Source organism: Ruegeria sp. YTSC325, from assembly GCF_059609525.1.
In genome coordinates this window covers 1-13,876 of sequence record NZ_JBXWLY010000008.1, presented here as the reverse complement: position 1 = coordinate 13,876, position 13,876 = coordinate 1, and the positions used below count along the sequence as shown (strand labels likewise).

General features: G+C 53.5%; 11 protein-coding genes and 1 pseudogene. 3 read left to right on the top strand and 9 right to left on the bottom strand.

Features of this window, described 5'->3' with window-relative positions; genetic code table 11:
- Nucleotides 1-32 precede the first annotated feature (32 nt).
- A complete protein-coding gene (locus AC2FF7_RS12685; RefSeq protein WP_496905720.1) occupies nt 33-353 on the top strand; it encodes a ParA family partition ATPase in 321 nt (106 codons plus the stop codon).
- A gap of 751 nt (nt 354-1,104) precedes the next feature.
- A complete protein-coding gene (locus AC2FF7_RS12680) occupies nt 1,105-4,842 on the top strand; it encodes a glycosyltransferase (protein ID WP_496905719.1) in 3,738 nt (1,245 codons plus the stop codon).
- 39 nt (nt 4,843-4,881) lie between these two features.
- On the opposite strand, the gene AC2FF7_RS12675 is transcribed toward AC2FF7_RS12680, so the two are convergent.
- From AC2FF7_RS12675 to AC2FF7_RS12640, 8 genes are all read right to left on the bottom strand, one after another.
- Nucleotides 4,882-5,937, bottom strand: coding sequence for a class I SAM-dependent methyltransferase (locus AC2FF7_RS12675; protein ID WP_496905718.1), 1,056 nt, complete (start codon nt 5,935-5,937; stop codon nt 4,882-4,884).
- Between the two features lie 441 nt (nt 5,938-6,378).
- Nucleotides 6,379-7,278, bottom strand: coding sequence for an SMP-30/gluconolactonase/LRE family protein (locus AC2FF7_RS12670; protein ID WP_496905717.1), 900 nt, complete (start codon nt 7,276-7,278; stop codon nt 6,379-6,381).
- A gap of 121 nt (nt 7,279-7,399) precedes the next feature.
- Nucleotides 7,400-8,320, bottom strand: a complete 921-nt coding sequence (locus tag AC2FF7_RS12665; RefSeq protein ID WP_170756216.1) for a phosphoglycerate dehydrogenase — start codon at nt 8,318-8,320, stop codon at nt 7,400-7,402.
- A 10-nt stretch (nt 8,321-8,330) separates the two neighbouring features.
- Nucleotides 8,331-9,053, bottom strand: a complete 723-nt coding sequence (locus AC2FF7_RS12660; protein ID WP_496905716.1) for an acylneuraminate cytidylyltransferase family protein — start codon at nt 9,051-9,053, stop codon at nt 8,331-8,333.
- Entirely contained in the window at nt 9,034-9,822 is a 789-nt protein-coding gene (locus AC2FF7_RS12655; RefSeq protein ID WP_480870584.1) for an inositol monophosphatase family protein, read from the bottom strand. Before AC2FF7_RS12655 ends, AC2FF7_RS12660 begins: the two co-directional genes overlap by 20 nt.
- A gap of 2 nt (nt 9,823-9,824) precedes the next feature.
- Nucleotides 9,825-10,451, bottom strand: coding sequence for an SIS domain-containing protein (locus AC2FF7_RS12650; protein WP_496905715.1), 627 nt, complete (start codon nt 10,449-10,451; stop codon nt 9,825-9,827).
- A gap of 34 nt (nt 10,452-10,485) precedes the next feature.
- On the bottom strand, nt 10,486-11,463 hold the full coding sequence (locus AC2FF7_RS12645) for a hypothetical protein (protein ID WP_170756220.1): 978 nt from the start codon (nt 11,461-11,463) through the stop codon (nt 10,486-10,488).
- A 2-nt stretch (nt 11,464-11,465) separates the two neighbouring features.
- Nucleotides 11,466-12,512 (bottom strand): Gfo/Idh/MocA family protein, encoded by a 1,047-nt coding sequence (locus AC2FF7_RS12640; protein WP_496905714.1) that lies wholly within the window; start codon nt 12,510-12,512, stop codon nt 11,466-11,468.
- A 219-nt stretch (nt 12,513-12,731) separates the two neighbouring features.
- Here AC2FF7_RS12640 and AC2FF7_RS12635 point away from each other — a divergent pair, with 219 nt between their 5' ends.
- On the top strand, nt 12,732-13,472 hold the full coding sequence (locus AC2FF7_RS12635; protein ID WP_496905713.1) for a hypothetical protein: 741 nt from the start codon (nt 12,732-12,734) through the stop codon (nt 13,470-13,472).
- A gap of 94 nt (nt 13,473-13,566) precedes the next feature.
- Here the strand turns inward: AC2FF7_RS12635 and AC2FF7_RS12630 are convergent.
- Nucleotides 13,567-13,876 (bottom strand): annotated as a pseudogene (locus tag AC2FF7_RS12630) (transposase); the annotation flags it as partial.

The following is a 13,876-nucleotide window of genomic DNA, read 5'->3' as shown; positions in this document are numbered from 1 at the left end:
ATTGTACGCGCACGCTCGTCGGTGCTCCGAATATGGGCGACATGGTGAAGCCTGCCAAACTCATTGAGGTGCTTGGCGCGGCTGTCCTGGTGTTGATCCCGTTTCGACCTTCCCCTGACGATTTGCGGCCCGTTGGCGTGACCATAGCCACCGTAAACGCCGCAATAACCCTATCTCAGACGCCGCGCAGGGATCACAGAAGAGCGGCTCGCGTCATGGCGCAACATGGCACAATTGCCCCGGTGAAAATCGCTCAACGTGTTGCTTGTGCTGACACCGGCGCGACAGGCAAAGAGTTGTCCCAAGCTACCGACGACAAGGGCGGGGCAGGGGTTGCCGCCGTATGGGATTAAGCTACGGTGATTTTTAATGTCTGAAAAGCGCGTGGCCCTCAATGGGCTTTACAACACTGAAAACCGTCCAACCGCTACTGGCATATGGCAATGCGGGTAAGGGTAATCAATTCAGGAAATGAAGTCTAAGCGGGAGGGAGAAAAACGCCTGACGTTTGCTCTCGAACGTGAAACGTACCGCAACCTGATAATGCACGCAGCAGAAACCGTTCAAACTCACCAAGACACTTTAGAAACAACCCTTGCCGAATACCTCAAACGCGCAATTACGTAGGTACGCAAATGCGCCACTTTGAGCGTGGGTCGTTTCGCGCGAAATACGCAAACATGCGTTCATGGCTTCCTTCCCCCCCTATGAAACGTTTCGACAGCGTTGTTTTCGCCAGTTGTTACAAGGCCATCAAACCACTCACAGAAAAGCGTAGCATGCTGCTCATTTCTATCCATCACAGATTTGTAAACCGCGACAAGTCTGTTTCAGCGCCAAAAGCCTCAGACACCAGCCGGTTTTCTTGGAGTAGTTGTCCAGCTCGAAAACAGATGCTTATCTTCGCCCTTGCTAGCGAAGCTTGATTCATGGCAATTGGTACGCGGCACAGCATAGGACTCCAAATTCGCAAAACTTACCCGCAGATTGCTGAGAGATTGAATCTCCTACATGCTTCGCTTGAAAATCATTCTATGTGAGTCGGTGGTTCCGCTCTAGCACAAGAGTCGCCAACAACATTGAAAAACGGAGGCCGCTAGACCCATGACCAGACGGGCAATCGTCTTTACCGCCAACACTGTTCATGTCGCACAAGCGAACCTAATGATCGAATCGTTGTTTGATCAGGCACGCGGCAACTTCGATGGCGATCTCTGGGTTATCTCGACCCATCTTAGCATGAGATGCCAACAGTTCCTCGAGAGCCGCGGCATTCGATATTTGATCAATCCGCTGATTTCACTAAGTGATTGGAAGTATCGCAGGGAAATCGCGAAATCTCAGCCCGAGTATGTAAGTGGCGCGCTCGATGAGGACGCCGCTTTCGCGCTCTATAGAAACAAACGCATGAGTAAGCTGATAATTTGCGACTGGGCGGATAAATTCGGCGACACCTATGATCAGATGGCGCTCTGCGACAACGATCTCTATTTCCAGCGTGACGTCAACGAGTTGTTCGACAAGTGTCAGGCGGACACGTCGGTAGTCTGGTACTGGCAGGAAGAAAATGAGAACCTTCCCGGTACCAATCTATGGGTGAAGAACTTCCATTATGCGCGGTTCCACGAAACTTCGGGTATGGATTTCGGCAAACACGAGATCAATATCGGCTTTGTCGTTTCGACGCCGCAGCTTATCAGCAGGGTCTTTGCTCAGGTGCGCGACCTATTCTCATCCTGCGCAATTGAACTTTTCCGTGACTACAAATGGCATGACCAGGATCTGGTGCGGGTCATCCGTGCCAAGTCGCCTGAGTTGTTCAGGTTGTTCGACGAGGGCGATGTGCTTCATTTGTGCAACGGTGGCAAAGACTTGTTAGAGGAGACGGAGCCGCAGTCCTTTTTTCACAAGAAGACCGATCAGAAGCCTTACGTCGTGCATTTCGCAGGGGGCATGTGGAAGCCCTTTGCATCGATTGCGCAGTCCTACATGGTCGACGCGGACGCCTATTTCTTCACGGAAGAGAACTCGTTACGTTTCGATGCGCTTAGGCAAAATAGCGAATTTGATCTGTTCGACGTGGTCTCGGTTCTTTTCAGCGAACACAACCATCGCACACGCAACAAGGCCCGAGCACATTGGATGAAACGCCGCAAGGGCTGCGTCAAGAAAAGCATGCTCTTCTTTTCCTGGCTCGACACCGGAAGCCACGTGCCGCCACTCAGCAAACTGTCGGATTTTCTTGGTGACGAAACCTTCGATCTCGCCATCATCGACGGCAACGTAAAACATCGTGACCACGACGGCCTATTGTTCGAGGATCTGCCCGATCTGCTTGCCAAGGTGACGATGACCGTCCGGAACAAAGACTTTGCGCGGGCATTCGGCTATCGGCGCAATGACATTCCAGAGGAAGCGATATCCGGGTCCATCGCGGCGTTGCAAAAGGAATATCGCTGCACCGAGCGGGCAGCGCGTGCAGTCGCCAATGCAGCGTATCTCTACCTGGCGCGCACGATGGCGTACTACCGCCCCGATATTGTCGTCGGCTGGGGTACCTATCTTCTGGTTCCGCGAATCCTCAGGCACATATGCGACGACTTCGGCGTTCCAATGATGACGATGGAACTCGGTGTCCTGCCGGATACGCTGGCCTTCGATTGTCTCGGTCACATGGGCGAGAGCTGGGTCACACGCCATGCCGACAAGTTCAATGCCTTGCCGCTCTCAGACAAGGATCGCACCACGGCGCAGATCTATCTCAAACGCGTGAGAGCCGAACGCCCGTCGCGCAACCTGCCTATTGAAGTCAGCGACAGTACCCGATGCCAACTTGAGCAGCTCAGTGCGTCAAAAAAGAAGATCGTGCTTTTTGTCGGCAGCAACGACGCCTTCTCGGGGAATGTACCTTACGGCGATGCCGCTCGAATATTTCATTCACCTTTTTACAAAGACAATGACGAGATTGTCAGCCATTTATCGGAAGTCTTTGCCAATAACTCGGACGTTCAGATCGTCTACAAACCACATCCGATAACTATTACCCGCGGTCTGGACCTCACCGAAGCTTATGCTGATATTGTGACGCTGTCGGACTGCAATCTCTGCGACTGCCTTGAGATTGCGGATCTTGTTATTGCCAATGTCTCGCAGGGCAGCTACGAGGCCCTGTTTCGCGAGAAACCGGTTCTCATGCTTGGCATGAACCAAATCAATGGTTCGGGTGCCGTCTATCAGCTCGGCGACCGAGACGGGCTTGCGAAGGCGGTCTGGGACGCGCTCGCGGGAGGGTATACTGACGAACAACGCGCCCGCTTCAATGACCACGTAGCGCGCGCCTTGAAGTATTATCTTTACAATGTCTCCGGAAGCACCGGTGCGCGACCGCAGGACCGGGTCGCGCCAGACATGTTGTCTCTTCTTAATGGCAAAGCCGCAGAGCACCTTTCGGATGAAACCAAAGCCCTTGCCGCCTACCGAAAACCCCAGCGCTTCAAGGCCGGCAAAACCCCGCGGTTGTCGATCGTCATGCCGGTCTTCAACGGCGAAGAACATCTTGCGGACGGCATAGGCTCGATTCTCAACCAGACCATGTCTGATTTCGAGTTGCTTTGCGTGAATAACGGCTCGAGCGACGGCACGCAGGACATTTTAGAATATTTCGCTGCGCAGGATTCTCGGGTTAGGGTCATTTGGCAGGACGAACCCAACCAGCGCGCCGCACGAAATCTCGGTGTCGAGAATGCCCGCGGCACGTATCTGCAATTCTTCGACTATGACGATCTTCTTCATCCGGACGCATACCGCCAGATTCTGGATGCGATCGAGGAATCGAAAGCCGATGTCCTTTACTACTTCTACTCCGAGATGTATTCGCGGCCTACCATCGGAAACCCTCGGTATTTCCGGTTCAGAGACTTCCTTCCCCAAGACCGACTTTTCCGCATGAGAGAACAAGACAAGCTGCTCTTCGCTCTCTATCCGTTCCCTTGGGCAAAAGTGTTCCGGCGCGATGTCCTCGTTGAGAAGGGCCTGCTATTCGACCTCGACTGTGAGATTTTCGATGACATTCCGCAGAATCTGCGCACGCTTCTTTCCACGGATGACATCTTCGTTCTGAACAAGTCTTTCTACCGTTTTCGCATCCACTCGAAATCTATGACACAGTCCACGAACGGAAGAATCTTCGGTGTGATCGATGCTATTAGGCTTATGAACGAGACTTGCGAGACGTTGGGGAAGTACGCGCAATTCCAGCCGTACCTCGTACCCTACAAAATCCACCTTCTGAACTTCGCTTGGGACCGGCTGCCGGACCAGAATAAGGAGGACTTTCTTGATGCGATCCCAGACCTGATCCGGCCTGGCGACGAGCGCTACTTCAGTGACGGGCCCGCGACTTCGATCTTTTGCAATCTCGATATTGGGTCGATCGATTTCGTGCGCAATGCCGCAGCGGGTGATAAGCGAGTAGCCCGCGACCTAAAGGTTAAGGCTGCCGACAAACCCCCGATCGCGAGCGAACAAGCGTCATTGGCAGAGCTGCGGGAGGCCCAGGCACAGTTGCTGACGGCGGCTACTCGATTCGCAGCGCTTCCGGTAAACCAGCGTGCCCTGCGGGAAGCTGGGGCGCTCGCCGACGACGGCTTACAGCTTTTTGCGCTTGCGAGGTTGTTGCACAAATCGGGCGGTATCCGTGGCGCGAAGCTGTCGCGACTGGATAAGGCTATACTTTCGATCTTCTATCCCCTGCAATCGGGTTATTATCGCGTTTCGGGAAAACGATCCAAGTTGCGGGCAGCGGCTCGCAACAGCATCTCTCCGGGGCCAACGCCGAAATGAAACGTCGGCAGCCTTGGCCCGAGCGTCACGCAATCGAAGTCAATACCGGGGCTTCAACCGGACAGCCACTTGCTGATGGCTGGGAACGCAGCCGATGTAGTCGAAGTCAAACGGACCGTCATTGACGAATTCTTGGAAGGCCTTGTATTCGTGTTCCTCCCAGCCGTCATAATTCAGATATTCATCGAAAATTAGGATGGCGCGGTTGTCCATATGGTTTCGCAGGGCTTCGAGTACGAACTTCGTACTAGAGTATAGGTCGCAATCTACATGGATCAGCTTGAGCGGTGCATCCAGGTTCTTAATGAAGCCCGGGAGCGTGTCTGTGAACCAGCCCTTGACCAAGGTCACATTCTCCGGAACCTCTGGCAACGTTTCCATCGCGAACATCCCACGCCCATATCCGGGTCGCCAGTCCTCGGGTAAACCTTGGAAACTGTCAAAACCAAAAAGCCTGGTCGTGGGCGGCGAGGCGGTTGCCAGCGTCTTAATCGTTACGCCGGAATACACACCGAACTCTAATATAACGGACGGATATCCTGCTTCCTGCACGCAGAATTCAAGCAATTGATCTTTTGACGGAAAGAACGATACCTCCCGCATTTCGCGCTTGAGTAATCTCGCTGAGTCCAGCGCCGCGACAAGGTCATTGAGCCCTTCCATATCATACGCAGTTCCAGGTCCGCGAATGGGCTTAAGTGGGAGCCGACGTTCGATTTCGAGAAGCCGCCGGCGGATCGTGGCCAGTTCTTCGAAGGCTTTGGACATCCCTACGCGTGTCCCGGTCAGTTTGCCGTGCATGTCGGGAAAGCGTTTTTCGAGACGTGCAACGCCTTCCTGGACTTCAACAAGCCGCCAGGTGATCTCGGCAATCCGCTCTCGGATCGCTACTTCGTTGAAGTTTCGCTCATCCAGTCGCGCCTCGATCCGGGTGATGGCGGTCAAAATTCCTTGCTCAAATGCAGATGGAGGCACTTGATCCGTGACTTGTGCGCCGGATACCGCCTGATCATGAACAAAAGGTGGCACTTCGCGTCCCAGAAGCGAGTCCGCAGCTCTGGATAGCCGACGTCTCGCATCTTTAAGAAACTTCATAATGCCCGACTGTCAACGTAGTATTAGACGTGTCGCAACACATCGTGTATTCAGTTCGCGTCTCGATCATCTTTTAATTGAACCCTTGTTTTGCAGTTCGTTAGCGTGCCCTGTTCAGCGGTTACTAACCGTGAGGTGTAAAGTAGCGTGGGTGGTGCCGCGGCGCCAGACCTCTGAAGAGCTTATCCGGTGTTAAGCAATTGTTTCAGGATGCGACCGCGTTGTACCCGAAAAAATACGTCAAATGACTAACCCGGTCTACGACGCGAATCTGTCTGCCGAAGGCAACAAACGGTTGGCGGAGTTCGTGGATCAATCGATTTTCGGGCAGTAGCGGCTGCCACGTTTAGGAACCGGCCTCACGTATCTGTGCGTTCGCGTCAGAATGGGAAGCAGGCTAACCCGCAGAACACGTTTTGAATAGGTCAGGTTTGAGCATTGCTATTTGAGAACAACGCGCGGTTCAGCACAACCACGCACATCCAAATGGACAAGAAACGTGTTTCCGGCATGTTGAAGCCACTTCGAACGATTTTCGGGTACCTTCTGGCGCGCCGTCGTCACAAAGAGATGCTGAAAATCCTGACCCCCAAACGCAGGGCAAGACGTGTGGCCGGTTGGGAGATCAATCGCGGACAGGAAAGCTCCTTCGGGGCTGTAGCGCGCGACGCGGGCCGAACCCCATTGAGCGCTCCACAGGCATCCTTCTGCATCCACCACAGCACCGTCTGGTTTGCGTTCAGGATGGTCATCTGTAGCGCGCAAATCGACAAATATCGCCGCCTCGTCCAATGGCCAACCGTTTTCGGGGTCAACCCGGATACGCCAGATGATACGGGTTTTGGTGTCGGAATAATACGCGCAGTCCCGGCTATGGTCGAAGCAGATGGAGTTGGGAGTGCTCATATCGCGCTTCAAAACCTGCAACTCACCGCCCCCATGGTGATCCGGACGCCAGCGATAGAGCGTTCCCATGCCTGTATCTCCGGATTTGCTCATGGTGCCGACCCAAAAGCCACCCCAGGGATCGGCTCGACCGTCGTTGGAGCGCGTCAAGGGGTTGTCGGATTCGATGTCGCAGAGCATTTCTTCGGACCCTGACACGAGGTTGAAGCGGCTCAACCCGGTTTCGCTGGCAATCAGCAGATGGTCCCGGTCAATCCAACCCGCAGCGCTGACATTACGGTCGAATTGCCAATTTAAGGACTGGGTTCCGACGCGCGACAGGAGTCTCGAATTGACGATATCAAACCAGAAAAGCTGCTGGCGCTCCGGATGCCAGATGGGGCCTTCGCCAAGGGTACAGGGGCGATCATCAAAAATCTTCGCTTGATGGGTCATAAAAAATCCAGACAACAATGCGCCTCAGACGTATTCCTAGACAACCTGATACCCGTCACATGAAGTCGGCCACTAAATTCACCTCTCTCTGTCGATCCCGCTTGCATAGCGCCCCGCACGATTATAACCCCAGGTGCCGGTACAGATTATTCAACGTGTTTTCATGCACATATTCGATAGCCTGCACGGTGCTGTTGGCATTGTGGCTTGAAACGGCGACGTTTTCGAACTGCAGCAGCGGATGATCGGTGGGCAAAGGTTCCTGTTCAAAAACATCCAGCGCTGCGGCTGCGACTTTGCCACTTTGCAGCGCGGCAATCAGCGCCGCTTCATCCACAAGCCCGCCGCGCGCCACGTTGCACAGGATCACCTGATCACGGGCTTTTTCCAGCGTATCCGCGTTAATCTGATGATAGTTCTCAGGCGTTTGGTTACAGCACAAACAGATCACATCGGCCTGATCCAGCAGGTCATCAAACGAAACGATCTGCGTGCCGTCCGGAGCTGAATCCATATGGGGATCATGCGCAATCACATTCATGCCCAGTCCGCGCGCCCTTTGGCCCACCCCTTGACCGATGGCGCCATAGCCTACAACACCCATGGTCTTTCCTGTCATTCCGGGAAAGCGCCCCTTCGGCCATTCACCCGCGCGGATCATCCGGTCGGTGCGCGCTAGGCGGCGTGTCGCGGCAAGCAACAGGCCAATGGCATATTCGCTGACCGCATCCCGGAACGCGCCCGGCGAATTGCAGACTGGCACGTTCAGGCGCTGCGCTGCTTTAAGGTCAATGCTGTCGATACCGGTACCCCATTTCGAGATCACTTTGAGCCGCGGCAAATAAGACTCAAGAACGGTTTTCGTGATCTGATCATCACCGGCGAGCCAACCATCCACGCCTTGGGCATATTCCAGACACTGATGTTCAGCCATGAACTGGTTTACTTCGGGCCAGATAGGCATCAACCCTTTTTCCCGCAAAACCGCGTCAAAACGATCTTTTTCGTTTATCATCATGATGTTGGAAACAAGCACATGCATGACTGAACCCTTATGCGTTTTTGCGTTTTGCCAGAACGCCCAAAAGAGCTTCGGCGATATCAAGGTCTTCCTGTGTTTTTATCACGTGGCCCGAGATCGCACTCACTGGGTAAAAGGCGATCTTGCCATTGTAAGTGCCGATGGTGCCAGCTTCTACTGCCTCAATATAGGACTTTGCACGCCAACCGGTGATAGACCAGGTGACGCGCTGGGTGGGCTCCAGATCTTGTGAGTTGGTTTTCTCTTTGAACGTGAAGTTGACAGGCTGATCTCTATACGCCACTTCAATCCGGTCTTGGATGCAAGAGAGCATCACATCCGCGTCCGATGCGATAAACGCCTCGGCAAAGTTCTTTACTTCTTCCGCTGTCAGCAAAGGTGCGATCGAATGCACCTGAATAAGAAGGTCGCAATCGACGTTTTTCAGGAAGTCATAAACAAACTGCTCTGATGTTGCGACCGAATTGCCCAACTCCTCGGGGCGCTTGTAAAAGTTGATACCGTAATGATCAGCAATGGATCCGAACTCTGCATTTTCCGAATTAACGTAGACCTCGTCAAAGCAGCCTGAGGTCTTGCATTTCTCGATCGCGTGGGTAATCAGCGGTTGCCCTGCTAGCGGGGCAAGATTTTTCTTCTTCAGGCGCTGGCTACCCATACGAGCGGGTATCATTGCTATTGTTTTCATGTCTTCCTTCTCATCGATAGCCAGCTTAGACGCAACTGCGGGCAAATAGCGGCTTTTGCTTCTCAAAAATTTCCCGAGGCGCACAAAGGCTTTTTTGATCGTTGTCTAGTCTGACCGGCGCGTCACCGAGATCATAGCTGGCATAGCGCAGCCCGGCCTCCTGCGCGATCAGGGCACCTGCCATGTCATCCCAGCCTTTTGCTTCCCGGCTGGCGACAAGGCTGACGCGTCCGGCTGCAGCGTAACACAAATGCAATGCCTGACTGCCAAAATTGCGCAGTTTAAACATGGTCAGCAACTGTGCAAGCGCGTCAGGCGCGACAATTGCAAAATCCTTGAGCAAGCCAGAGGACACAATTGCCAAATTTGATTGCCTGGGCTCGGGAAGCAAGGGTTCTTCGTTCAGGCGGGCACCGCCGCCCTTCTGCGCCGAATAAAGATCGTTTTGTACGATATCATACACAGCGGACAGCGTCGGTTCGCCGTCGATCATCAAAACCACAGCAACACTGTAAACGGGTAACCCGGCAACAAAGTTCACGGTTCCGTCCAACGGATCAACCAGCCAGAGTGGACCTGAACCCTCGTGCGGGCGGTAGTCTTCCTCTCCTACTACTGAGGAACCGGGAAGCAATTCCTGCAGCCTAGCCTTGAGCAGCCTTTGCATGTTCAGGTCCACATTGGTGACCAAGTCCAAACCATCTGAGCCTTTGCTCCAGATTTCTGGCTGCTCGTTAAAGACCTCCTTCACCCAACCTGGTAGTGCTGCGCACAACGCCGCACGTATCCCGTCTAGCGCCGGCTGACCAGACATGGTCAAAACTTACGTTCTGCAATAAGTGCTTCGTCCATATTTGACATACGCATATACTGGGTAAGAATATGAATGAATGACATGTGGATATCTTCGATGACGCCGTAGTTCGTGGCTTCAACATGCACGTTCACGTCCGCCATATCCTTTGATCGCCCGCCTGAAAACCCGGTAAACGAAATGGATTTCATGCCAATGTCCTTTGAGACTTCAAGCGCCCTCACGACATTTTCGCTGTCTCCCGACGAGCTTACGGTCCATAGCAGATCACCGGGTCTGGCCATGGATTGCAGCTGGTAGGCAAAAACCTCGGCATATGAAATGTCATTTGCCAGCGCCGAGTTCATTTCGGTATGTGCGGAAAGAGACATGAAACGCGGTGTTAGCTCTGTGTCTGTACGTACGCACTTCAAAAAGTCACACAGTGAGTGGTTGGCAATACCGGCAGAGCCACCATTGCCGCAGATGTAGATGAAGTTGCTCGCCTGGATTGTTTCCATTAGCAACGCACTAACCTGGTCCAATGCACTCATATTGCTTAATGCTGCAGCCTTGGAGAGGGTGTCGAAGTACTGGCCAGCAAAGCTTTCACAACTCGAAAAACGTTTGTTTGGGAAAAAGTCTCTCATTTCCATTCATCCTTCGAAGATGGGTCGGTCACTCTTAGGTTTCCAAGACAAAGCGCAGAACCCCGGATCTCAGGCTGCGCTGTAGCAGGATTTGCAAGTCATGCAAACGGTTCTGGTCAGCCTCGCGAAAAAAACCAGACCAGAATGGGATATTTGAATTCTCAGTGGTCTTGAAGTAGCGATCCAGAATGACCGCGTCCAGCCGACCGGGCGTTGAAATTTCAAGAACCGAAAGCCTGACCTTTGCGCAAAGTGCCTCAAAGCCCTTGATCGAAAAAACGGTCAGCCGATCGAGCGGAATGAAACTTGGGGAATCCGCCCCCAGGATTTCATACTCCAAACCGTCCGCGCAGGAACTGGCTATGAAAATCACAGTTCCAGCGGGAACCGAGTGCTTGATTGTCCGAACCAGGGCCTCGGGGTCGGCGACCCTATCTAACTCTGTCGGCATCAAGACTGCCCGGGGCGCTATGTTCCTGAGACGTTCACCAATATTGTCAAATCCAGCGTTTTCGAGGCTGAGCGGCAAAAAATCCCAACTACGGTTGTGGCTTAACCGCCGCGTCGACTCGGGCCAGGCGGTCGCATGCGAGGCAAACCGGATGTCGACAACTTTATCAAGCGGGCGCTGCAGTCGCGCCTCGGTCAGGCTGATCCAATTCATGAGCGAGATGTATTCAAACTCGCGGGTATTGCCTGTATCTCCGGTTTCTTTCCGACTGATGATGTCAAGCCGCAGACGGTCCAGCGTTTGCTGGCTGGGAACACGCTGCGCATAAATGGTGTTGCAGTCTGAGCAGCGCTGAAATTCCAGCAGTGTCTGGGAAAAGTTCTTGCTCTTGGCACAATCTCCTCCGCAGGCCGGACAATTCCGACGCACCGTCCACGTCGTATCGCGATCCAGCATCAACTCTAACAATGCCTTGTTACGCGCAAGACGGTATCGAGCGGGTTTTTCCCCGGTGACGGTATTTACATCGGGAAGATGATCAAGGAAAACAGGTGTTTGCATTGTCAGATTGCCTGATCGGGAAGCGGGGTTTGGTCTTGCAGTATTCGATGCCACTCTGGATCAGCGGAGTAAATTCTCTCGACCAGTTCCATCACATCCAACGCTTGCTGAGAAGTGCCGCAGCGCAACGGTTCTTCCTTTACAACCGCGTCATAGAACTCGGCGACTTCCTTGTCCCAGGACTTGTCTTCCGTAAAACGCAATTCCTGACTTTCCGGGTTCGGGATTGGATTTCCGGTTGTATCCAACCTGTTTAACGCAACCGTCAGCACCTCCGTTCCATAGCTGCCCGAAGCCGAGAGGATGCCGTCCACCGAAACAAAACCATTGCGCAAGTAAAGCTCGAGCCGAAACGTGTGTTGCCACTGCGTTGCGGAAGAGTGGACCGAGGCAACGATGCCATCAGCGTTCTTCATCAGCGCGAAAGCGTTGTCTTCAACCGGAACATCTGTCCAAAAATTGCGCTGGACATAGCTTTGTACATTCTCAAAACGACCAGCAAACATCTGAAACAGATCTAACATGTGAATGCCCTGATCAATCAAAATGCCACCACCAGATTGTGCCGGATCGTTGCGCCAACTCTGCGCATAGTCCGGGCCGCCCGCCTTGCCGTAAACGCCTCGCATGAAATAGAGCTCGCCCATTGTGCCAGCGTCGATCAGCTTCTTTGCCTCTTCTATCGCGTCATGGACCCGGTGATTGAAGCCAAACTTCAAAACCCGATCTTTTGCCGCGCGCTCAGCTGCTATCATGCGGCGCACATCATCCGAGCTACGACCGGGTGGTTTTTCCGAGAACACATGTTTTCCGCGTTCCAGCGCCGTGCAAACCACATCCGGGATCATCATGTTTGGGACGCTGCAAACAATGATGTCCGGATTGAAGTCATAGACAGCCAAAGGGTCAGTAACCATAGCAACATTTGCATCTGGATCCTGCGATGTGTCGCAGGCTACTACCACTTCGAACCCGCCGTGACGTTCCATGGCCTCGTGACGAATCCGTCCCATTTTACCATATCCTACAATGGCCACACGCAAGGTCATGAACAAGTCTCTCTTCATCGCGGCAAAGTACCAAGCAACGTTCTGAAACCGTGCAATAAAGTCTGAACGCCAAATCGTGGCGAATATATCAGGCTGCAAACCCTGAGCAAGTTGGAATTCCTTCCAAGGCGTGAGCACTCGCCAATTGAGAAAAACTTCGTTTGCACTGCGCTTATTCAGCGTTATGGATTACCCGACACAGGGGATTGCAGTAGAATTATGGATCAAAAACGCTCAAAATACCTCTGCGCAGCGCTCTCGCGGGCCCGAACAGCAGGGCGCCCCGCTCTGCTGGAAAAGTCAGACATACCGGAAAACGTGTCCGAGGCATATGCCATCAGCTTTGCGCAAATGGAAAAAACCGCGGCGTGGAAAGTCGGCGGGGCCAATCCATGGTCGCGGAAAGTCTTCCGGAATAAAGACATTTTCATTGGCCCGCTGCATCCAGAAGAGTTGTCCGTAAAAACTCCGTCCATTCCAGTTGCCCATCTCAATGCGCCACTGGCTGAACCGGAGATTATGCTCGAGCTTGTGCAAAGTAACAATGCTGGCGGCGATGTGCAGTTTTCCCGCATGTCGATCGGGTTCGAAATTCCCGCATCGGTTCTTCCCGAAACGTTGAAAACAAATCTGAACGGACAGATCGTGGACCGGGCCGGAGCTGGTGCGCTTTGGATCACCGGGATCACTCCATTTGATCAAACCATCTTGCAACAGGAGTTTTCATGCCGCACTTGGCGTAATGGAACAGAAACCCCATGCGGCAGTTCCACCAATCTGTCCAAGGGTCCGCTAGGAGCTGCTTTCGAGTTTCTTCAGGTTGCGAGCAATCTTGGCGCGCCGCTACTGCCAGGGCAATGGGTCGCAACGGGTGGCCTTAGCCCAGCTTTCCCAGTTAGAACTGGCGATACTCTGCGCGTTAAAGCCCTGGACTGGGATGAAAGCCTCAACCTGATCTGAGGCGCGACTTGAGTTCCGGTCTGGCGCCAAACATCCACACAAGCCCGTGGTCCGGTCGAACCAAGGTTCGTCTTTAGGTTCTGGCCTCATTGATTTACAGCCAGAATAGCACGTTTGCTGCTAGAGCGATGGCCGACAGGAAGACTTTTGGGCATCTGCCATAGCGAGTGGCGACGCGGCGCCAGTCCTTCAGTCGTCCAAACATAATCTCGATGCGGTTTCTGCGTTTGTAGCGACGCTTGTCGTCCCGGATGGGCTTGTCGTGTGACTTTCGACCTGGGATACAGAGCTTTATTCACCTGTCCTTAAGGGCTTCGCGGAACCAGTCTGCGTCATAGCCTCGATCTCCCAGCAGCCAGTCAGCCAATGGCAGACTGTTTACCAGAGCCTTGGCCCCGGTGTAG